17 protein-coding genes are annotated in these 22,371 nt (G+C 32.8%); 2 read left to right on the top strand and 15 right to left on the bottom strand.

Annotated features, from left to right (window positions below):
• Nucleotides 1–188: 188 nt before the first annotated feature.
• From AAFN75_RS08255 to AAFN75_RS08235, 5 genes are all read right to left on the bottom strand, one after another.
• Nucleotides 189–1,004, bottom strand: a complete 816-nt coding sequence (locus AAFN75_RS08255; protein ID WP_411809106.1) for an N-acetylmuramoyl-L-alanine amidase — start codon at nucleotides 1,002–1,004, stop codon at nucleotides 189–191.
• 83 nt (nucleotides 1,005–1,087) lie between these two features.
• Nucleotides 1,088–1,681 (bottom strand): hypothetical protein, encoded by a 594-nt coding sequence (locus AAFN75_RS08250; RefSeq protein WP_411809104.1) that lies wholly within the window; start codon nucleotides 1,679–1,681, stop codon nucleotides 1,088–1,090.
• Between the two features lie 6 nt (nucleotides 1,682–1,687).
• On the bottom strand, nucleotides 1,688–2,689 hold the full coding sequence (locus AAFN75_RS08245) for a YHYH protein (protein ID WP_411809103.1): 1,002 nt from the start codon (nucleotides 2,687–2,689) through the stop codon (nucleotides 1,688–1,690).
• A 4-nt stretch (nucleotides 2,690–2,693) separates the two neighbouring features.
• Nucleotides 2,694–3,332 carry a hypothetical protein gene (locus tag AAFN75_RS08240; RefSeq protein ID WP_411809102.1) on the bottom strand — a complete coding sequence of 213 codons (639 nt, stop codon included), beginning with the start codon at nucleotides 3,330–3,332 and terminating at the stop codon, nucleotides 2,694–2,696.
• A complete protein-coding gene (locus AAFN75_RS08235; RefSeq protein ID WP_411809101.1) occupies nucleotides 3,322–4,311 on the bottom strand; it encodes a YHYH protein in 990 nt (329 codons plus the stop codon). The genes AAFN75_RS08240 and AAFN75_RS08235 overlap by 11 nt, the downstream gene beginning before the upstream one ends.
• A gap of 422 nt (nucleotides 4,312–4,733) precedes the next feature.
• On the opposite strand from AAFN75_RS08235, the gene AAFN75_RS08230 reads away from it, so the two are divergent.
• Nucleotides 4,734–5,546, top strand: coding sequence for a tryptophan-rich sensory protein (locus AAFN75_RS08230; RefSeq protein ID WP_411809100.1), 813 nt, complete (start codon nucleotides 4,734–4,736; stop codon nucleotides 5,544–5,546).
• On the opposite strand, the gene AAFN75_RS08225 is transcribed toward AAFN75_RS08230, so the two are convergent.
• Nucleotides 5,543–5,698, bottom strand: a complete 156-nt coding sequence (locus AAFN75_RS08225) for a hypothetical protein (RefSeq protein WP_411809099.1) — start codon at nucleotides 5,696–5,698, stop codon at nucleotides 5,543–5,545. The genes AAFN75_RS08230 and AAFN75_RS08225 overlap by 4 nt on opposite strands.
• Before the next feature lie 189 nt (nucleotides 5,699–5,887).
• Between AAFN75_RS08225 and AAFN75_RS08220 the strand changes: the two genes are divergently transcribed.
• The gene (locus tag AAFN75_RS08220) at nucleotides 5,888–6,181 is read left to right on the top strand and encodes a hypothetical protein (RefSeq protein ID WP_411809098.1); all 294 of its coding nucleotides are present in this window, start codon (nucleotides 5,888–5,890) and stop codon (nucleotides 6,179–6,181) included.
• Here the strand turns inward: AAFN75_RS08220 and AAFN75_RS08215 are convergent.
• From AAFN75_RS08215 to AAFN75_RS08175, 9 genes are all read right to left on the bottom strand, one after another.
• Nucleotides 6,173–7,558: a Sau3AI family type II restriction endonuclease gene (locus AAFN75_RS08215; RefSeq protein WP_411809097.1), complete on the bottom strand. Its 1,386-nt coding sequence runs from the start codon at nucleotides 7,556–7,558 to the stop codon at nucleotides 6,173–6,175. The genes AAFN75_RS08220 and AAFN75_RS08215 overlap by 9 nt on opposite strands.
• 7 nt (nucleotides 7,559–7,565) lie before the next feature.
• Nucleotides 7,566–8,858, bottom strand: coding sequence for a DNA (cytosine-5-)-methyltransferase (gene dcm / locus AAFN75_RS08210; protein ID WP_411809096.1), 1,293 nt, complete (start codon nucleotides 8,856–8,858; stop codon nucleotides 7,566–7,568).
• On the bottom strand, nucleotides 8,848–9,156 hold the full coding sequence (locus tag AAFN75_RS08205; RefSeq protein WP_411809095.1) for a helix-turn-helix domain-containing protein: 309 nt from the start codon (nucleotides 9,154–9,156) through the stop codon (nucleotides 8,848–8,850). The genes dcm and AAFN75_RS08205 overlap by 11 nt, the downstream gene beginning before the upstream one ends.
• A 208-nt stretch (nucleotides 9,157–9,364) precedes the next feature.
• Entirely contained in the window at nucleotides 9,365–9,613 is a 249-nt protein-coding gene (locus tag AAFN75_RS08200) for a hypothetical protein (protein ID WP_411809094.1), read from the bottom strand.
• Between the two features lie 109 nt (nucleotides 9,614–9,722).
• Nucleotides 9,723–12,575: a DNA polymerase I gene (polA, locus tag AAFN75_RS08195; RefSeq protein ID WP_411809093.1), complete on the bottom strand. Its 2,853-nt coding sequence runs from the start codon at nucleotides 12,573–12,575 to the stop codon at nucleotides 9,723–9,725.
• Nucleotides 12,576–12,870: 295 nt separating this feature from the next.
• Nucleotides 12,871–16,824 (bottom strand): T9SS type A sorting domain-containing protein, encoded by a 3,954-nt coding sequence (locus tag AAFN75_RS08190; RefSeq protein WP_411809092.1) that lies wholly within the window; start codon nucleotides 16,822–16,824, stop codon nucleotides 12,871–12,873.
• 141 nt (nucleotides 16,825–16,965) lie between these two features.
• Nucleotides 16,966–17,655: a LytR/AlgR family response regulator transcription factor gene (locus AAFN75_RS08185; protein ID WP_411809091.1), complete on the bottom strand. Its 690-nt coding sequence runs from the start codon at nucleotides 17,653–17,655 to the stop codon at nucleotides 16,966–16,968.
• A 107-nt stretch (nucleotides 17,656–17,762) separates the two neighbouring features.
• Complete coding sequence (locus AAFN75_RS08180) at nucleotides 17,763–19,700, bottom strand: tetratricopeptide repeat protein (protein WP_411809090.1); 1,938 nt, start codon at nucleotides 19,698–19,700, stop codon at nucleotides 17,763–17,765.
• Between the two features lie 502 nt (nucleotides 19,701–20,202).
• The gene (locus AAFN75_RS08175; protein ID WP_411809089.1) at nucleotides 20,203–22,371 is read right to left on the bottom strand and encodes a T9SS type A sorting domain-containing protein; all 2,169 of its coding nucleotides are present in this window, start codon (nucleotides 22,369–22,371) and stop codon (nucleotides 20,203–20,205) included.

Genomic DNA, 22,371 nt, shown 5'->3' with positions numbered 1-22,371 from the left:
TATTCTACGTGCGCTATGCGTTAAGGATAGTCGTGAAACATTATGTTCACGAATTCATTTATATAAAACATAAAACCATGAGAAAAAGCGCAAAGGAAGGTAAGACCGAGAACTTGTAACGGATAGCCTGACATTCTGTTAACACAAAAAAAATGCATATAGGAATAATACTAATTAAACTTTATGTACTAATCTTTAAAAACCTCCTGTTCCAACAGATATAAAATCTTTTTATCCAATTCGGTTAATTGTTTCGAAACCACATCGGCATTAAAATGAAGCTTAAACGAATAAATAGCACTTTCAAGATTAGTGGTATTGTAGCCAATAAATTTAAGCGCTTTATGGGCATCAAAATGATCGTCTATAACTACATGATGAAGTTGGGTTTCATCATACCACATACCAAAGCCACTATTGGCTAAGGTTTTCCAAGGAAACAACGCACTAGGATCTACTTTTCTGCCTGGTGCAATATCTGCATGTCCTATAATATTATGTTTAGGAATTTTATATTTTTCGGTTAAATCATCCAATAAGGCTATTAAACTGTTTATTTGGGCGTAAGAGAATGGTTCTTCGCCATCATTATCCAACTCAATACCAATAGACACACTATTTATATCGCTAACCTTACCCCAAGTTGAATTTCCGGCGTGCCAACCACGTAGTAAATCGTTTAGCATTTGGGTTATGGTACCATCGTCGCAAATTACATAGTGCGAACTTACTTGGGTGCGTTTTAGCGCAAATGTTTTATAGGTTTGCTCGCAACTTTCTTGATCGGTATGATGGATGATAATAAAATTAGGTTTGCGCATACTAAAATTCTGAGACTCTATAACATTAACCGTTCTATTGCCTATAGTATCGGGCTGAATATATTGCAAGCTCTTACCTAGGGTTTTAGCCTGTTTTTTGTATGCCTTTTTAGAAACCTGATAAATATCTTTAGAACAACTTACCAATAGTGAAAGCACAAAAATCCATTTTAAATATTTCATAGCGCAACTTTTAATGCTGTCTCTCTAATTCCATTTTAATACTATTTAAAATGAAATCGAACAACGTTAAAGATTCAAAATTACTAAAAAATAGTTTTAAATACTTTTATTAAGGCTAATAGTATGATGGCGCCAATTATAATAATTAACCATCTAGAATTCGCAGTGTTTACAATTTTTGTAATTTCTCCTGTTAAGTTTATATTGGCTTTAAAGTTGTTTTGCTCACTTAAAATGACTTTATCTGCTTTTCCATTAATATTATACGCAAAAATGGTTTGATGCTTTCCGTTTTCTTTAAACGCTGGTATTTCTATAAAAAAATGTTTGGGCGCTTGTGAAAATGGTGGCAATACAAATTTTAAATCTGTTTGATGACTCCCTAATCTGATACCTCCTTTAGTCAAAGCTATTTCAATACCATCAACGTTTAAATTGAAATTCTCTTTTATGTAGCTCACTATAAGTTCTTTCCAAGCTTTTTCGTCTATATTTTCAAAATAAGCTTCGCTAAATTTTTGTGTCATTAAGTGATTAATTCCAGACTGACTTAAATTTACAGTAAGCACATTTCCAGAAGGCGTAGCTTCTAAATAATACCTCGCCGAAAGCGGGTTGTGGCCGAAAGACATAAAAGGGATTACCAAAAAGATAATCCCTATTAAAAATTTATTCATGTGTTTTTATCTAAATTGAAATGAATTTCTTGCCGACACTCCTTTTAAACAAGCTGGTATGTTTGGAGCCGTAATTGTACTTGCTACATAATGGTATGTTCCATCAGGAAATTCGGTTGTTGCAGCGGTTCTACCTCCACAATCATCTAAATCGTTTGGTTCGGTAGCGTAAGCATAAATTGGAAATCCGTCTTTTGCAAAACCAAATAACTCCAAATCGTTTGTTTGGGTCACGTTTGTACATGACACTTCTGTAATACCGTTTGCGGTTAACACTTGATTTGCAACCTGAGGCACCAAATGCCAATGGTAATATCCTGATGGGTCGTGATGCCCGCCACAAGGATCTAAAGACGGGAAATTTATTTGATCGCTGTTTGATGTAAACTGTACCGGACCGTTTATTGCCGATGGCGGCTCACCATTTGTAGGAATACCATCTAGCGATACACCAACAATTTCTACCTCTCCAATAACATTATTACTACTTGCTAATTTAGGCGTTGCAGGAATAACAAACACCATTTGTAAATCGTCGTTTGCAGACGCTTCTAGGCAATAAGACAGATTAGAATCTGTAGCAGAGTTGAAATAATCAACATTTACGGTTCCGTCGTCATTAACCATATCGTAACCATCAGCTTCAATATCATTTAATAAATCTGCAGACCAAACCCTTAAACCAGGATTTGTGGCACCGTCATAAAACCCAAGTCCTGCCGTGTCATTTATAGTGGTAGGACAAAACGGGCCAACGTTTTCCAATGGATTACTAGTAAATGTAAGTTGAAAACATTCAGCCGAAGTACCATCTTCTAAAGTAGAGGTTATGGTTTCAAAGGATACTAACGAACTGCTATTAAATAACGTCTCAGAAATTAAATATGTTGTTTCTTCATCATCGTCATCAGCGTCATCTGAAGTTGTACTATCATCGCTAGAACAGGCTTGAAAAACAAGTATTCCAGTGATAAGCAAGAATATCTTATAGAATTTTAAATCAATCATAATTTTAAATATTAGAATTTTGATACTTCTTAAAACCAAAAAGAATAAAACCTACTACAAAAAGGCTTCCTACAATCCAAATTAACGAACTATTGGCTTGTGCCTTTTGTGGTGTCTCCACAATTTCGAATTTAGAGTCGACTGTCTTTAATTTAACGGTATGATTATTATCGTTTGTTAAGGTGAATTTTTGATTTCCACCATCTTTACTAGCAACAATCAACAACCCTTGATTTTTATATATATTTCCGAAGCAACTATTTTTAATAACCAACAAATTAATAGTCGTTGGCGTTTTATCTATTAAAAAAGCAACTTTGGTTTCGTGACCCAGTATTACCTTGGGTTCTGTTAATTGTATATTATCTAATCCATTAAACGATACATTAATGTTTTCCAATAGAAGTTTAACAACTAAAGCATTAAACTCCTCTGGTGTTGTATAACTATTTTCTCCAAATTTATTATGCACTTCGGTTTCAAAAGAGGTTAAAGAAGCACTTACTTGTAGCACCCATTTATCATCTTCTGTTTGGTGTAATGTTGTACCGGAATGCGATGGATTATGCCCAAACACATCTGTAGTATTTACAGCTAAAAGCAATACCATTAGAAAAACTTGTATGGCCGATTTAAATTGCATAAGCTCCTTTTAAACAGTCAATAAAATTATTATTCCCTGGATTATCGGCGTGATAATGGTAACCACGAGTATCATCAGAATGTCCTCTACACTCATCTAAATCGGTTGGTTCATCACCATTAGCATCTAATCTTTCGTAAATTCCATGTCCGTCTAAGGCATAACCAATTAATGCAGAATGGTTGTCGGTTTGTGAAATGGTATGACGATCTGAAATATCTTGAGTAGCCGCATGATAATGATACCCTTGATTTACGTTAATATGACCTCCAGCATCATCAAAAGGTGCCAGCGTGTATGCTCCAAGAATGTTACTAACTGGTGCTGGGGCAGAAAACTCGATACCATTAAGTGCCACTCCTCTTGTTGAAGGACCAGAAACTGAACCAGGACCTCCCGGGCCCGTTGCAAACGTATACGTACTTGTTAGTAAAACTGGAGTAATAGGAATCTCCCAAGTTGTTGTTAAGTCGGTGATGTAAGATGGAATACATTCTACACAGTAGTTTTCATATGCTTCACCTACATTTGGGTTTGCGGCATTAGTACAATCTTCCTCTGTTTCAGTAATATAAATATCACCATTAGAGTCGTACATTAACCATTTGTTATCACTGTAAAACGTAGCCATATTTTCAACAAAAGCGCCATCTACATCATAAACTTCTCCACCTTCTAACCAAATGCCTCCAGCTGAAGCATCATCTGAAATATTATCTGGACACCAAGGCCCCATTTCATGGTCTGTTGCTACACTCGTAGTTACTATCTGGTAACAATCTGTTGTTGTACCGTCAGATAGTGTACACGGCACCGTAGTTATAGTAACACCAGTAAAGTTGTTACTTGATACATTTACTACTAAAGTGTCATCTTCCATTTCTTCTTCCTCATCCGCAGAAGTATCATCGCTATTACTGCATGATGTAAATACCATGGCTAAGACTAATAAATAAAGGGGCAATCTCAAATTTTTCATAATATTTAGTTTTAGTGTTTGTAGTTAAGATGCTTTTATTTTGAAAAACTTGCGGTTTATTTTTGTTTTTTATTTACAGCAATAGTCAATTTTTCAGAATACAATGAATTAAATTAACTTTTAATATCCCAGTTTAAAGGCCTTCCAAACAATTCAAACTAGTATCTACTTCCACATATAAAATCATATCTTTTTATGGAATGTTTTTTTGCTGCACCACGGCTGTTTGCAAAAGTGGAGGAGTGAATTAAAGAAAACCAAGCGGAGAAACTAAAAATACTTTTGATGATACAGTTCCTTTTAATAAGCGCAATAACAAGGCTAAGCTTGAGAAAAAGCGACGGCAAATTACAGTCCAATTAATAAGTAGAATTTTTGCCTGCAGTATTTTCATATCGTTTAAATTTCATTATATTATTACAATGAAAAAACAATTACAAATCATTAACGGTGTTGCTTTTGTATGTGTTATTGTAATGAACTATTTATCTAACACAGGTTTATTAAATAACACCACTATTGGAGAAGTTTCTAAAGATTATAACACCTTGTTTACTCCCGCAGGTTATGCGTTTTCCATTTGGGGAATTATCTACCTACTCTTGTTAGGGTTTATTATTTACCAAGGGCGTAGCTTATTTGTAAAAATTAGAAACGACGATTTTATTTTAACAACCGGTTGGTGGTTTCTAATCTCTTGTGTTGCCAATTGTGCTTGGATTGTCACTTGGATTTATGGTTACACCTTAATATCCTCTATATTTATCTTTATCATTCTTTTTTCGCTACTACAAATTGTACTTAAAAATAAAATGGAATTGTTCGATGCACCAATTTCTGTAATTATGTTTTTATGGTGGCCCTTTGTAATTTATAGCGGTTGGATAACCGTGGCTAGTATTGCCAACGTATCGGCGGTGTTAGTAAAATACAATTGGGATGGTTTTGGGTTATCGCCAACGGTTTGGACCATGGTTTTAATAGGTATTGCGACCACAATAAACTTAATGGTAACCTGGAAACGAAACATGCGCGAATTTGCCCTTGTTGGTGCATGGGCTTTAATTGCTATTTATGTAGATAATAGCGATGGCAATAATGCTGTGGCTTATACTGCGCTTGTTGCTGCTACTATTTTAATTTTAAGCAGCTCCACACATGCGTTTATTAACCGAAAAACAAATCCGGCTATTAAATGCAAGCAGTTTCTTGATGCTAGAAAAACTAAAGCCTAAGCATCTAGTTTTTTATTATTTTTCTGAGTGTCCCCTTTTCTTGTTGCTACCGCATGTGCCAACACTGCAACTTCTATAAGTAAAATTGCAATTTTAGCTTTTTTACTTCTTGTTAATGTACTTGTAAGTCCTAAAATTTTTGTGATTATCATAATTTATATTTTTAAGGACAAATTATGAATAAACCTTATGGATGGTTGACTTGATAAATATTTATTTTGACTGGATTGGAAGTTTTTTTGTTGAATTAAGGAATACTTTAGGAATAGAACAATCTATTGAAATTATGAGTAGGCAAATTTTAGAGAATCAATAAAGATGCTACTAATTGTCTGTTGACTATGGTCCGTTTAGTATCTATTTTTGGTAAAAATATTTATATTATGAAACCATATAGAAGAGGACAAATAGTAAAATTTCACACACCGACTCATGATGAAGATCCGGAGCAACTTTATATTGTTCTTGAGTATATTGAAGATGGCAATAGATCTAGAGCAAAAATCCAAGCTTTAAATACTGGATTGTCATTTCCATCAACTAGTATTATGCTAGTTGAAGATTTAGAGGTTGATGAAGGGCAAACTTTAGAGCTGGATTATTATCTTAAACATGGGAAACATAGATTATATTAGATATATTTCATCTCTAATATAACTAGCATTAAACCAAAAACAATGTTTTGTGTAAACTGTCAATCCTGTTAATTTATCAGGAATTGGTAATGGATAAGTGTCATCTCGATTTTGAGCATGAGGTCTTACATGACTTATCCTGTTCTCAGTTTTCTTTGGGAAATATGTTTTTCTTATTCCTTTATTAGTTATTTCTTTTACAATTTCTCCATTCGAAACTGTTATTACCATTTTTTTCCAAACTGTTTTTGCTTCAAGAATATCAGAATGCGTCATGTTCCAAAATTTGACTTTTCTTAAAATTAATTTATCATTTTCATATTGATAAAAAACAAAGAAAAATTTACTTTCTAAGATGTTTTTGAAGTCTGAATCTTCCCAATCTATTTCAATTAATTCTTCATATTTAAATGTTGGAAATGAAACATCTTCTTTAGGTAAATTATTCTCTTTAAGCCTGATTGTTTTTACTTGTATGTCAGCTTTTTCAAATTCTTCTATTTTTTGACCAAGTTCAAGACCAAGAATTGTATTTGTTAGGTTCGCAAAATAACTTTTTGCTTTTTTATTTAATTTTAAACCTAATTCTTTTTCAATTTGTTCCGAAGATTTAGCATAAAAAGGATGGAATTTTAAGATTACTATTTCCTCAAGTGTCTGGACTTTATCTAGAATTTCAGGTTGTTTTAGTATTTTTCCATAAACAGCGGTTTCTTCTTGAGCAATATTGGCAATGATATGATTTACATAACCTTGTTTTAAAGAATATGCCCTTTGTTTAGCTTGTTTCTTATTAAACGGTTGATCTCTGAATGATTTAGCAGCAGTAGAGCCTTTTGTACAAGCTCCAAGGTAAAATGTATCACCTTCAGAAAGTTCGTGTGCTTTACCTTCTTTAATTTTTTGATTTATAAATTCCCAATCGCGTTTGATGATTTTTAAATCTTCATTTGGATATTGCCAACCATCAACTAATTTAATAATATAATCCAGTAAATTTAAATCCCTATCGTGTAAATAAAAAACAAGAAGTAAATGTACATTCTTCTTTATAAAAGAACTTGTTTCGAAGTCTTCTTTATGGACTTCTAAGTAGTCTATAATGTTTAAAACAAGTCTTTCTTTCGAACGAAATTCTCCGTTTTTTAAAGTTTTTAAAGGTGTAGATTTTAGCTCAAGTCCAGCTTCTAAAAAATCTGGTTCTGCATCAGAGTTTGGTTCGTAACCAAAATAAAATTTCTCTAAAATCTGACCAAAATTACCTTTTCCTTTGTATCCGTGTTTTTCAATTTCAGAACCACAAGCTTCTCTTAGAGTTTGATTTTTTAATTTTTTAGCAAAATTAATGATTGAATCAGCTGAATTTACATCAAACATAAAAGAGTTACTTTATTTGATTATAAAGTTCTTTTCCAATTTTTTCAATTACTCCAACAACTAAAGCATTACCCATAAAGAATGCTCTTTTTGTATCAGTGATGCCTTCAAGTTGTGTGTGGTTATCAGGAAACATATTTAGTCTTTCTAATTCGATAGGTGTAAGTCTTCTTAATCCTCTATCAGATTCAACTACATGTTTAAATCGTGAAGGAGATTTTCCACCTTCTCCAGTAATTATGGTTCTTGATGCATTATCAAGAGAATCTGGGTAAATCATTGCACCTTCTCCATAATTATATTCAAATCCATCTAGAGTGATTCTTTTCTCTTTTTTAGATCCTTTTAAATATTCCCACATTTCTATTTCTGTAGTTATGGTTCGTTTAGAACCATCTCTATTTGTAATAGTTTTTGGAGTTTTTAATTTTTTGTTCTCTATAAAAAACTCATCAGTTACTTCTCCATTTTGGATTAAATCGCGTAGTTTAGTTTTTTTGCCTTTGTAGTCTGGTTCACTTTTAGCAGTGTAGACCTTTCCTTTAACTAACATTCCTGTATTGAGAAAAGGAGATAATTTTCCATTTTTATTAAACTCATTAGTTATTTCAACTAAATTTCCTTTTAGTACAACTTCTTGAATTTTAATATTTTTTGCTATAGGAAAAGCTTTCGCTATAGTTCCTTCCTCTGTTAACCAATCTGTTTTACTAGACTTTATAAGTCTTTTGTATATATCTGTCGACTTATGATAACCAATAAAGAATACCCTTCTTCGTCTTTGTGGCATTCCGTATTCAGCTGCATTAATAACTCGCCACTCTACAGCATAGCCTAAATCATTTAAACTTTGAAGCATTACAGCAAAATCACGTCCTCTTTGATTTGCGGGAGATTTTAAAAGTCTATCAACATTTTCTAAAAACAGATATTTTGGTTTATTCTTTTTATTCTCTAAAATGCTATGAATTGACCACCAAAGGACTCCTTTTTTTCCTTTTAATCCTTTAGAATTATGTAACGTTGTTGCAACAGAATAATCTTGACAAGGGAATCCTCCAACCAATAAATCATGATCAGGTATTTCTTCAACATCTCTTGTTACAACTTGGTTTATATCTTCGTTTGAATGGTTTTCTTTTCCAAAACGTGCTTCATAAACCTCTGAAGCATGTTGCTTTTTAGTTGAAGGTTCCCATTGGTTGCTCCACACAATTTCAAAATCACTTTTCTCAAGTCCAAGTCTAAATCCACCAACTCCAGCAAATAATTCTGCTACTCTTATTTTCTTAATTGCCATTATCTTGAGTTTTGTAATAGTTAATTTTTTCTTCTGCCACTTTTAAAATTTCTGTAGTTGATTCTGTATATTTCAAATCTTCCGCTATTTTATCTGAATACCAACTTATAATTAAATCTTTATGAGAAAGATTGTAAAAATCAGCAAGTCTTATCAATTGCTCTTTTGTAGGTTTTCGTTCGTTTTTCTCAAACTTGCTTATAAGCGATTGATCAATATCAACTTCTGCTGATACTTTTCGTAGAATTAAATTAATTCTATCTCTTGCTTCTTTGAGTGTTTCTCCTAAAGTTTTCATTAGACAAATTAGTTTTAGACAATTTTTGTCCAAATATAGTTGTTTTTATTTGTTAATCAAATTTATAATTTTAATGAGTTTCCATTCAATTCAAACCAATATCAATTTCCCATTTCAATGGAAGTTTCATTTTAGTACTTCTTTGGACAGCTAAAGTTTTGTCTCCAAATTGAATGATTGCGCAAGTTACAAGTATTGTTTTCATCTTCTATGCTGCTAATTTTACTTGAGCTAGAAAATCATCAACTGCATTCTCACTATCAAAATGAATAATACTTTCTGATTTATTTAGAAAAAAATGTATCAAATCAATATGAGTTTTAAACACTCTAAATGAAACTCCTTCATAATTATAAATAAAGAAAAGTGTGCTTGAATTTTCATTTGAAACTATTACAGTTTCTATTGTTCGAGATGCTCTTAAATACTCAGTATTTATTGTTTTAAAATTATTCATACTTCTTCATTTGCGTTAAGGATAGTAGTGGAAAGCCCACAGTGAGGCACGAACGAGGACTTGCAACGAATAGCCTGACCCTTTTTCGGGTAACGCCCAAACTATTAAATTAATGCGCCTCCAACCAATTCAGTCCCGTATCCACCTCAACATCAAGCGGCACATCCATTTTAAAGGCCTGTTCCATTTCGGTTTTAATTAAGGTTTTCATCTCCTCCAATTCTTGTTTGTAAACATCAAAAACCAATTCATCATGCACTTGCAGAAGCATTTTAGTTTTATAATTACCAGCTTGGAGCTTATTATAAATATTTATCATGGCAATTTTAATAATATCGGCTGCACTACCCTGTATAGGCGCATTTACGGCATTACGTTCGGCCGCACTACGCACCACAGCATTTCTAGAATTTATATCTTTTAGGTAACGCCTTCTATCTAACACCGTTTTTACATAGCCATTGTCGCGTGCAAAATCGACTTGCTCGCTCATGTATTTTTTAAGTTTTGGGTAGGTTTCGTAATAGGTATCGATAAGCTCTTTGGCTTCGCCTCTAGATAAATCGGTTTGGTTACTTAACCCAAAAGCAGACACGCCATAAATAATACCAAAGTTTACGGTTTTAGCGTTGCTACGTTGCTCGCGTGTTACCTCACCAATAGGCACTCCAAATACTTTCGATGCGGTAGAGGCATGAATATCTTCGCCGTTTTTAAAGGCTTCAATCATGGTTTCCTCTTTACTTAAAGCGGCAATAATACGCAGTTCTATTTGGCTATAATCGGCAGCCAATAAAGTGTACTCTTCACTTCTTGGTATAAACGCTTTTCGCACTTGGCGACCACGTTCTGTACGTATTGGAATATTCTGTAAATTAGGGTTATTACTACTTAAACGACCTGTTGCGGCAACGGTTTGCATATAATCTGTATGTACACGCCCCGTAGCGGCTTCTACCTGTAATGGTAAGGCATCAACATAGGTGCTTTTTAGTTTTGCTAGCCCACGGTAATCCAATATGTTCTGAATAATCTCATGGTCTTTGGCTAAATACGATAAAATATCTTCGCCTGTTTTATACTGCCCTGTTTTGGTTTTTTTAGGCTTATCTACAAGTTTTAGCTTTTCAAATAAAATAATACCCAATTGCTTTGGCGAGGCAATATTAAATTCTTCGCCAGCAACCTCGTAAATTTTACTTTCTAGGGTGTTTATATCGTTATTTAAGGCTTCGGACAACGAATTTAAAAACGTTACATCTAAATTAACACCTTCTAATTCCATGGCAGCAAGCACGCGTAATAGCGGCACTTCAATATCATCAAATAATTTCTGGGTATTGGCTTCGCCTAATTCTTTTTCAAAATGCTCTTTAAGTTGCAGGGTTATATCGGCATCTTCAACAGCGTATTCTGTTTGCTTTTCTAAGGGTACATCGCGCATGGATAATTGATTCTTTCCCTTTTTACCAATTAACTCGGTAATAGAAATTGGCGTGTAGTTTAGGTAGGTTTCTGCCAACACATCCATATTGTGTCGCATATCCGGATTAATCAAATAATGCGCTAACATGGTATCGAACAATGGCCCTTTAACCTCAACATTATACTTGGCTAATACTTTAATATCGTATTTTAAATTCTGACCAATCTTCTGAATATTTTCAGCTTCAAAAAAGCCTCTTAACTCCTCAATAATGGCTTGTGCTTCGGTTTTATCTTCCGGAAACGGTACATAAAACCCCTTGCCTACTTCCCATGAAAATGCAATACCAACCAACTCTGCCGTTAGCGGGTTTAAGCCCGTGGTTTCGGTATCAAAACACACCGCCGTTTGGTTCATTAAATTTTTAACAAACAACTTAGTGGCCATTCCTGGTGCTACACTTTGGTAAAAATGCGATACGGTTTCGGCTGTTTTTCTGGTATACGTGTCTGTTTCGGTTGGCGCTTCCGCGGAATTTGGGTCGCCTCCAAACAAACTAAATTGGCCTGCTCCAGCACTTTCTGCTTCTTTTGGTGTTACTTTTGGGGCTGCTTTTTCTGAAGCTGTATCGGTTGCTGTAGCTGCTTGCCCTTCAACTGAAAATGTTTTGGTAAAATTATCTATTAATCGTCTAAATTCTAATTCTTGAAAAATCTCGACTACCTTCGGGATATCGGGTTGGTCTAATTCAAAATCTTTAGCATTAAATGTTACCGGAACATCTAGCATAATAGTTGCTAGTTTTTTTGATAGCAAACCTAATTCTTGGTTGGCCTCTACCTTCTCCTTCATTTTACCTTTAAGCTCGTGGCTATTAGCAAAAAGATTTTCCATACTGCCATAAGCCGCTAAGAATTTTTTAGCTGTTTTTTCGCCAACACCTGGTAAACCAGGTATATTATCACTGGCATCGCCCATCATCCCTAAAAAGTCAATTACCTGTAAAGGATCTATAACTTCAAACTTTTTCTGTACTTCTGGTATGCCCCAAGTTTCGTAACCACCACCAAACATTGGGCGGTACATAAAAATATTTTCGCTTACTAATTGTGCAAAATCCTTATCTGGCGTTACCATAAAAGTTTGGTAGCCTTCTTTTTCGGCCTGTTTAGCAAGGGTTCCAATAACATCGTCGGCTTCGAAACCTTCTTTAACCATAATCGGAATATGCATAGCCTTTAAAATATCCTGTATAATAGGCACTGCAATTTTTATAGCCTCGGGAGTTTCATCTCTGTTTGCCTTGTATGCTTCGAACATTTCTACCCTATCCGAACTTCCGCCTTTATCAAAACAAACGGCTAAATGGTCTGGGCGCTCACGTTTTATAACATCTAAAAGCGAATTCATAAACCCCATAATAGCCGAGGTATCTAAACCTTTAGAGTTTATTCTTGGGTTTTTTATAAAGGCATAATAGCCACGGAAAATTAATGCAAAGGCATCAACTAAAAATACACGTTTGTTATCGGACATTTTGTATGTTTTGATGGAATTTCAAAACTACGAAAAGTTATTGTTAAAATTTGGAAGCAATCCATTGTTGTATCATAAAAGCACCAAGAATATTTCGCCTATACAATCAAAAATCAAGTCTTATATTCAAATAATTGATAGTTAATCATAAAAATAAATGATATACATTCGTTTTTTGATACTGGATTTATGCTTTAAAAGGGAATAGTATAGTCTTTAAAACCATTAAAATAAAAAAGGAAACAGCACCAAAATTTGGTGTGTCTCCTTTTAGGAAATTGATTAATAGCGCGTTTTATATTTTAATTATCTTTTTTACTTGTTCGCCTTTATTGGTTTTTATTTTCACAAAATACGTACCAGAATGCAATGTAGAAATGTTAATATGATTGGTTTCTTGACGATGTAAAACGTCTTGCCCTAATAGATTATAAATACTAACTTTTTCAATCCTATTTCCAGATTCTATATTAATGAAATTGCTGGCTGGATTAGGATATATTTTAAAATCTATGGCTTCAAAATTGTTGGTGCTTAAATATTGGCAGCTTTCGCTAAAACTAGTTTGCGAGTCGATTGTTTCACTCCAATGTAATGTGCTAAATGTTTCATCATCTACTTCTATACATAATAAATTTACATTTTCTAAAGTGATGAAGGTAGTGATATTAGTATTTGCACCATTTTTAACATTAAGATATAATAAATTATTCCCTCCTATATTTACATGGGTTAGATTGGTGTTATTAGTTAAATTTAAGCTGGATAACTGATTACTATAACATTGTAGAACAGATAGTGCCTTAAAATCTTCTATACCTGTTAAATCGCTGATGTCTTTATAGGAAATTGATAGTGTGGTTATGACCTCGATATTTTCTGTTGGTACATAATCATCTAAAGGACCAGAATCGAGGCCTAAACCTATAAGAGCTTGTTCAAAATTATCGTCTGGAATGTAGGTTAATGGAATTGCTGAGCAATCTTCGCTAAAACGGGTTTGCGCATCTATACCTATCCAGTTGTTTGTGCTGTATGCCTCATCATCTACTTCAATACAGGTTAAATTTTGATTAGAGGTAGCCAAAAATTCTATAAAATTTAAATTATTATTATTTTTTACGTTTAAGCTTATTAGGTTGTTGAAATGTACATTAAGATGGGTTAAATCACTATTTATAGACACATCTAAGTCTGATATTTCATTTACTGGACAATACAGCTTTTTTAACGAAGGATTATCAGATAAATCTAGGCTTATAAGATTATTACCAGCGGCATACAAGTCTATTAATAATGTATTATTAGTTAAATTGACATTTGCAATTTCATTATAACTGAAGTTCAATGAGGTTAACGATAAATTATTTGATACATCTAAATTACTTATTGTATTGAAGCTTATATTTAAAATGTTTAATACGCTATTGTTTTCAATATTAATACTTGTAATTTGGTTGTTATTACAGTATAATTCTTCGAGAACCACAAAATCTTCAATACCTGTTAAGTCTGCAATATTTTTATTTGAAACATCCAGAGTGGTTACTGTATTTATGTTATTCGTTGGCACATAATCATCTAAAGCACCAGAATCATATCCTAAGTCTATAAGGGCTTGTTCAAAATTATCGTCTGGAATATAAGTTTGTGGATCTGCTGTACACGTTTCGCTAAAACTAGTATGCTCATCAATAGTTGACCAATTGTTTGTGCTGTAATTAGCGTCGTCTACTTCAATACAGGTGAGATTAATATTAAACGGAGCAAAAAATAAAGTAAAATTGGTGTTGTTACCATTTTTTACGTTAAGACTTACAAGTGGGTTATAGCCACATGCCAATTGTATTAAGTTTGTATTTAAACTCAGATCTAGAGTGTTAAGCAGATTATAATTAGCATTTAAAGTAGCTAAAGCTGTTTGATTGCTTAAATCTAAATTGGTTAATTTATTGTAATCAATAATCAACCTATGCAAAACTATATTTTGACCAAATTCTATTGCTGTCAATAAATTATTATCTACCTCTAAATCCATTAATGCTAGATTCTGGCTTATATCTAATGTTGTTAATAGATTGACACTTAGAATGAGGTCTAGTAATTCTATATTATTGCTTAAATCTATTGATGGTAACAAATTATTTGAGGCATTCAAGCTTTTTAGAGCAGTATTTTGAGTTACATCTAAACTTTCTAAGTTGTTATTACGTGTATTTAAAGTAGTTAAAGGTAAATTATTACTTAAATCTAAACTTATTAACTGATTACTATAGATATTTATACTAGTTAAGGCTATATTTTGAGTTAGGTCTATAGTTGTTAATAGATTGTTGTGAGCAGTCAACTCAGTTAATGCCGAATTATTACTTAAATCTATACTTGTTAATAGGTTATTTCGACAATTGAATTCTTCTAAAGCCACAAAACCTTCAATACCGGTTAGATCACTTATGTTTTTATTATGGACACTTAAAGTTGTAACTGTATTAATATTAGCAGTAGGCACATAATCATCTAAAGCACCAGAATCATAACCTAAGTTTATAAGGGCTTGTTCAAAATTATCGTCTGGAATGTAGGTTAATTGTATCGCGCTACAATCTTCACTAAAACTAGTTTGTGGGTCAATACTAGTCCAATTAGTTCCGCTGTATGCACTATCATCAACATTAATGCAGGTTAGATTAGGATTATCGGTGGCCACAAATTCCGTTATAATGGCATTATTATCATTTTTGATATTTAAACTTGATAATTGATTAATATTAACATAGAAAAAAGTTAATAGTTTATTTTGGCTAACATCCAATTCTGTTAATAGATTATTGTGCGCATATAAATCAGTTAACGCTGCATTCTTGCTTAGGTCTAAAGTTGTTAGTTCGTTGTATGCACAAATGAGTACCTTTAAACCAACAAAATCTTCTATCCCGGTTAAATCAGTAATATTTTTTACAGAAACGTCTAATGTAGTAACGGTATTGATATTTTCTGTTGGTACATAATCATCTAGAGAACCAGAATCGAAGCCTAAACGTATAAGAGCTTGTTCAAAATTATCGTCTGGAACGTAGGTTAATGACAACTCACTACAATCTTCACTAAAACTGGCTTGTGGATCTATATCTGTCCAATTGGTGGTGCTATATGTGGCATCGTCTACCTCAATGCAGCTTAGGTTTAGATTATCTGTGGCATAAAAAAATACAAAATTTGTATTGTTCCCATTTTTAACATCTAAGGCCGTTAATTGGTTGTTATAACACGCCAATTCGGATAAAGCTGTATTAAAAGAAACATCCAAGCTCGAAAGCTGATTTTCGTAAACAACAAGTGAAGTTAAAGCTGTATTCTGACTTACATCCAAACTTGTAAGTTGGTTTATACCACAATAAAATTCAATTAAATCGATATTATTACTTACATCGATGCTTGTTAATTGATTGTCATGAGCCCGAATATGGGTTAAGTCCTTATTTTGGATGATATTTAAACTGCGAATCATATTAGAAGAACAATATAAACGCGTTAAGGCTTTATTGTGACTTAAATCTAGACTTGTAAGTTGGTTTTGAGAACAAGTTAAACTTGTTAAAGCTGTAAAATCTTCAATACCTGTTAAGTCTGCAATGTTCTTCTCGCTTACATTCAAATGGGTTCTGTTTTTAATATTTTCGGTAAGTACATAATCATCCAAAGGTCCAGAATCATAACCGGCATCTATTAATGCCTGCTCAAAATTATCGTCTGGCACATAGGTACCACAATCTTCACTAAAACTCATTTGAGAATTAATTCCAGAACCCCAATTAGCTGTGCTGTATGCCACATTATCAACTTCAATACAAGTTAAATTGGTGTTATTAAAAGTCTTAAAATTGGTAAAATTCGCATTATTGCCATTTTTCACATTAAGGTAAGATAGATTGTTCCCTGCGCAATTTAATGCTGAAAGTATGTTGTTATTACTAAGGTCTAAGTCCATTATTTGATTACCACTACACTCTAAACTTGTAAGCGAATTGAAATCTTCGATACCTGTTAGATTCGTGATATTTTTATCAGTTAAATCTAAGGAGCTAATAAAATCGATGTACTCGGTTGGCACAGATCCATTAATAGGTGATTCATCATAGCCTAAATCTATTAAGGCTTGTTCGAAATTAGGATCTGGAATTAAAGTGGTTTGAGCGAAACAGACGCTGCTTATACATAGATATACTAAAAAAAATAATTTTGTTTTCATGATTAAAATTTTTGTAGAATGTTTTAACAAGATTGAAAACACCCCTAATTAATAGCATGATAAAGTTAGCCCCAACTTGAAGCTTTGAAGATTATTTTTAGTAAACGGCTTGTTTTTTTTAGTGAATGCGATTAAACAGAATTACGAGCCTTTTAGCTTGCTCATAACCAAATGCTTTTGCGAAGCACTTATAGGAATAGGTTCTGTTTTTAAAAAAAGCTTATTGCTCTCTATACTATCAATATGATTAATATTAACCCAATATGAGCGATGGGTTTGAACAAATATAGCATCATTTAATTGTTCTGACATATATTTTAAAGTGTGTGGCACCAAATAAGATCTTGTGGCTGTATATACATAACAATAATTATCAAACGCCTTTAAATACAAAATACTATTTTGATTAATTTTATGCGTACGACCGTCGGATTTTAGAATAAGAAAACCGGCATTTTGAATTTCGTAGTTATGCCATGCTAGATCAATATTGGTTCGTAAACCATTTTCAGTAAATGGTTTTACAATATAACCCAAAGGTTGGGTAGCCTTAACCCGCTGGATAGTTCCAAGATCGGTTTGTGAAGTAAGATATAAATACGGAATTTGTTGCTTATCAAGCTCAATCGCTAAATCTACCCCATCTTTTTCACCATCCAATTGTATATCAATAAGCACTAAATCGGGCTGAAGTATTGCAATATCTTTAAGTGCGGTAATTACATCCTCTGCGTCACCCACAACCGTATAGCCTTGCTTTAATAAGGCAGTTTCAATAGTAGCTGCAATTAACGGCTCATCTTCAACTATATATATATTTATAAATTTCAAAATGCGTCTATTAGATGGATGGATTCATCTCTAAATCTATTCAATATCTTTTAAAACTTAAGCGAAAAAGCAGCTTTTTTTAGCGTCTAGCTTAATCACACTAAAAATTAAGACATTAAATGAAATTTTTTAATATTTAAAATAACCACGGTGCCTTGGCCGTAATTAGAAGTATAACTTAAAGTTGCTTTTAATTTTTTTGATAGCGCCTTCATTAATGTAATACCGAAAGAAGTATTTTTTATTTCGCCTTCAAACCCTTTTCCATTATCCATAACTTTTAAAATAAGTTCGTCTTTTACTTTAGAAAAATGAATATTAAGTGTACTTGCATCCGTAACTTCTTTAAAAGCGTGCTTTAAAATATTTATAATAAGCTCGTTTAAAATAAGTCCCATAGGTGTGGTTGTTTCTACATCTAAAATTAGAGGCTCAATATCTAATTCGTAAGAAATGGATTTATTTTGAATTTGATGGCTATCAAAAATATCTTTAACTAAATCGGTAATATATTCTTTGGTGTCTATACCTACTATTTCTTCTTTATTATAAAGTTTTTGATGCACAAGTACCATAGATCTCACTCTGTTTTCTGCTTCTTTAATAGCTATTTTAGCCTCTTTATCTACCATATTTTCAGACTGCAAATAAAGTAAAGAAGATACAATCTGAAAACTATTTTTTACACGATGATGTACTTCCTTTAACAACGTATTTTTATCATCTAAGGTTAGTTCAAGAATCTTTTTTTGTTTGGCTAGTTTTATCGTTTGTTGGCGATTTTTATATCCAAAAAAACCTACCAATCCAGCAATAATTAAACCCGATAGAGCTAATAGAAGATATAGCTGATTTCGCTGTGCTATTTTTTCACCTTCAATTTTTAATAATTTTAATTCGGAATCTTTTTTTTCGGTTTCGTATTTGGTATTTAACTCTAACATCTTATTAACTCTATCTTTCCCCTTAATAGAATCTATGATAACTATATGAGCACTTTGATAGTTAAAAGCTTCTTTAAAGTTGTTTCTTTTTTGATTTAATTTCACCAAGTGGTCATAAACTCCTAGTAGAATGGGTTTCGAGTCAATTTCCTTGGCAATCGCAAGGCTCTTTACGAGATACTCTTCTGCTTTTTCATACTGCCCTAAACTTACATTGGTTTTTCCAACGGTATATAAGCTTATCGCCAACTCACGTTTGGAAGGCCTGCTCTCTCTAACATTCAAAACTTCTAAATAATAGGGTAAAGCCTTTTTAAATTCTCCTTTTTCAAAAAATAAATTTCCTAAATTTTCAGTAATATAAGTGATACCACTTAAATTATTACTCTCTTTTGCAACGTCTAAGGCTTTGGAATAATATTTTTCTGATTTATCATATTCTTTGCGTTCTCCATATGTGTTTCCGAGACTTGAATAATTCAAGGCAAGTCCTATTTTATCATCCAATTCTTTTTCTATCTCAATGGCTTCATTATAAACTTCAATTGCTTCATTAGTTTTCCCTACCTTTCTTAACAAGTTTCCGATCATTTGTAAATGCCCTGCTACGCTAGATTTATCTTTTTTTGATTGATATATTTTGAGCAATTGATAATTAGTAGCTAAACTCTCCGAATAATTACCCATATTACTTTGGATGGCTGAGATCTGAAACAGACCATTACAAATATTACTGCTATCTTTATTTTTTCTAGCATAGTCAACAAATTTCTCCAAATACCCTAAACCTTCTTTATGATGTCCTTCAAATCTATTAATGACTCCATAATAAAAATGAGTTAATGCAATACCTTTTTCAAAATTAGCTCCTTTGGCATATTCATGATAAGCATCATTATAAATACGCGCAGAATCTAACTTTATTCTTGTGCTAGCATAATTCCAAATAAGATTACCATAAACTTTTGATTTTAAAACAACTGAATCTGGGTTAATAGTAACCAACAATTCTTTTAAACTGTCATTTTTTCGAATATTTTGGCTATATCCAAGTTGAATTATTAAAGAAACAATAATTAATAAGATGGCGCTTTTTTTCATAAATGATGTACCAATTGTACTAATGAAGATATTGAAATAAAGATTAAGAAACCGTTGTGCATTATAATTTAAAAGAAAAAAAGCTATCCACATTAAAGATAACTAACAACTCATTTAAAACACTAAAAACAAACACTTTAAACGCAAATTACGAAAGAGTTTTGGAAGTATTGATAATAATATTAGAATAAATACTTTTAACTCAAAAAAAACATCAGTTTGATTCTAACCACTAAATTTAAGAGATTAAAGTGAGTTACCCTAAGTGTAATAATAACTTACTACAAGTTTATTAAGAAGGTTCTCTCAGAATTAAATTTTACTAGAATAGCGTAACATTTATATACATGACAGAGGGTGTTAAACTTCATAAAAAAAATAGCATGTTTTAAATTATAGAAGACTCTATTCCTTTCTCACAAAGATTTAGGTAACCAAATAAGAGAGTTTAATAGTTGGTTATCTCTTATTTGGTAACCTAAACCATAATGGAAAGTTACCTTTATATTTTAATTACTTTTTTAGTAATTTCTCCTTTATCTGTTTTAATTTTTAACAGATACATACCTGAATTAAACGTCGATAAATTAATTTGGGTGTCTTTTTTATTATCTAAAACTTGCTTTCCTAAAAGGTTAAACATCTTAATATTTTTAATTGCATATGTACTCGACAACAATAGCATACTAGATGTTGGATTGGGATATATAGAAATTGATTTTTCAAGCTCTAATTCTTTTACATGTAATGGAACAGAAGTCCTTTGGATAGTGAAGCTTTTATACCCATCGTTATTGGCAAGCGCCGAAGTTCTAAATACTCTAAGCTTGTAAGTTGTTCCGCTAGTTAAATTGCTAACACCTCCTTGACCTTCAAAACACCCCAACTCTACTCCATCGCAGGTACTATAAACCGCAAAATTATTCCAAGCTATACCACCATCTATAGTAATATCTCCATCACTAGGCATGGTAAATTCGTACCAAACATCGGCATAATCTTCCATGGTAGTTCCGGAGCAACCTACTTCGTTATTTCTATCGGCACCAGTAATACCAAAGTGCACTGTTGTGGCTGTATCTGTAATTGTAATGCTTTCTGCAGATGCACAATCATCATTATTAATTATTTCGTAGGCTCGAATAGAAAAGCCTGTATAAGCATTATTCACATTAGATAATGTTCTGTAAATTCTTAATTTATAATCTGTGCCTGTGGTTAAACCCGAAATAAGTTCGTTTGCACTACCGCATTGCAATTGTTGACCACCACAAGCATCATACAATGCAATGTTGTTCCAGCCTATTGCAGCATCTACAAAAATATTACCATTTACAGGCATGGTAAAATCGTACCAAAGATCTACATAATCTACTAAGGCTGTTCCCTCGCAACCCTCTTCAGTATTAATTGATGCTCCACCAATAATAAACTCAACCTCCGTTTCGTCAGTGGATACAGCAATGTTTTTAGAGGTATTGCATTCATCATTTATCGCCTCCTCAAATGCTTTTATAGTAAAATCTAAATAACTATTATTTACATCTGAAACTGGTCTAAAAATTCGTAATTTATAATTAGTACCTCCCGATAATTCAGTAAAAAACTTACTACCGCTTCCGCATTCAATTTGTCCTCCACCGCAAGCATCGTAAAGCGCAATATCGTTCCAGCCTATTTTGGCATCTACAAAAACATTACCGTTAAATGGCATATTAAAATCGTACCAAATATCTACGTAATCTGCTGCCGAAGTTCCATCGCACCCAACATTATTTATTATTGTCGATCCGCTGATTTCAAAATCTACCGTTGAAACCGCTTCGGAAACCGTAATGTTTTGAGAAGCACTACAACTATCATTTAAAGCATTTTCAAAAGCCTTTATGGTAAAATTTAAATAGCTATTATTGGCCTCTGAAACGGCCCTAAAAACCCGTAATTTATAATTTGAACCTGCGGATAATCCAGTAAAAAAATTACTAGAACTTCCGCACGCAATTTGCACGCCACCACAGGCATCATAAAGTGCTACATTGTTCCAAATTATTTTGGCATCTACAAAAATATTTCCGCTAAACGGCATTGTAAAATCATACCAAACGTCTACATAATCTTCTGCTGCAGTGCCATTACACCCTATGCTATTTGTTATACTTGATCCAGCAATTTCAAAATTTACTGTAGATGTAGTTGTTGAAATAGAAATATTCTCCGAAGTATTACAATCGTCGTTTGTAGCCGCAGCAATTGCGCGTATACCAAAACTTTGATAACCCGTATTTGCCGCAGTTGCAGATTTTCGGTAAATACGCAGAAAATAAGTATTTCCGGATGACAACGCGGTAAATAGCCCTTTTCCGTTTTCGCAATTAATGGCCGCAGTACCACAAGATGTGTAAAGCGCAAAATAATTCCAACCTAAACCCCCATCAACAAACACGTTTCCATCAACTGGCATTGTAAATTGATACCACACATCGGCATAATCATCTGTAACGGTGCAAATGGTTTCATTATTTATAACAGCATTATTAATATCGAAAGTAAAATTGGAAATGGTATTAGAAACGGTTATTAATTCGGCGTTAGCGCAATCTTCATTTGCAGGTTGAGCAAATGTTATTTGAGTCATTAATACGACAATAAGAAAAAGTATAGTTTTTTTCAT

The sequence above is a fragment of the Algibacter sp. AS12 genome (genome assembly GCF_046736315.1).
GTDB classification, from domain to species: domain Bacteria; phylum Bacteroidota; class Bacteroidia; order Flavobacteriales; family Flavobacteriaceae; genus Algibacter_B; species Algibacter_B amylolyticus.
Note: the sequence above shows the minus strand (reverse complement) of the source record. Positions and strands in the feature narration are given on the sequence as shown.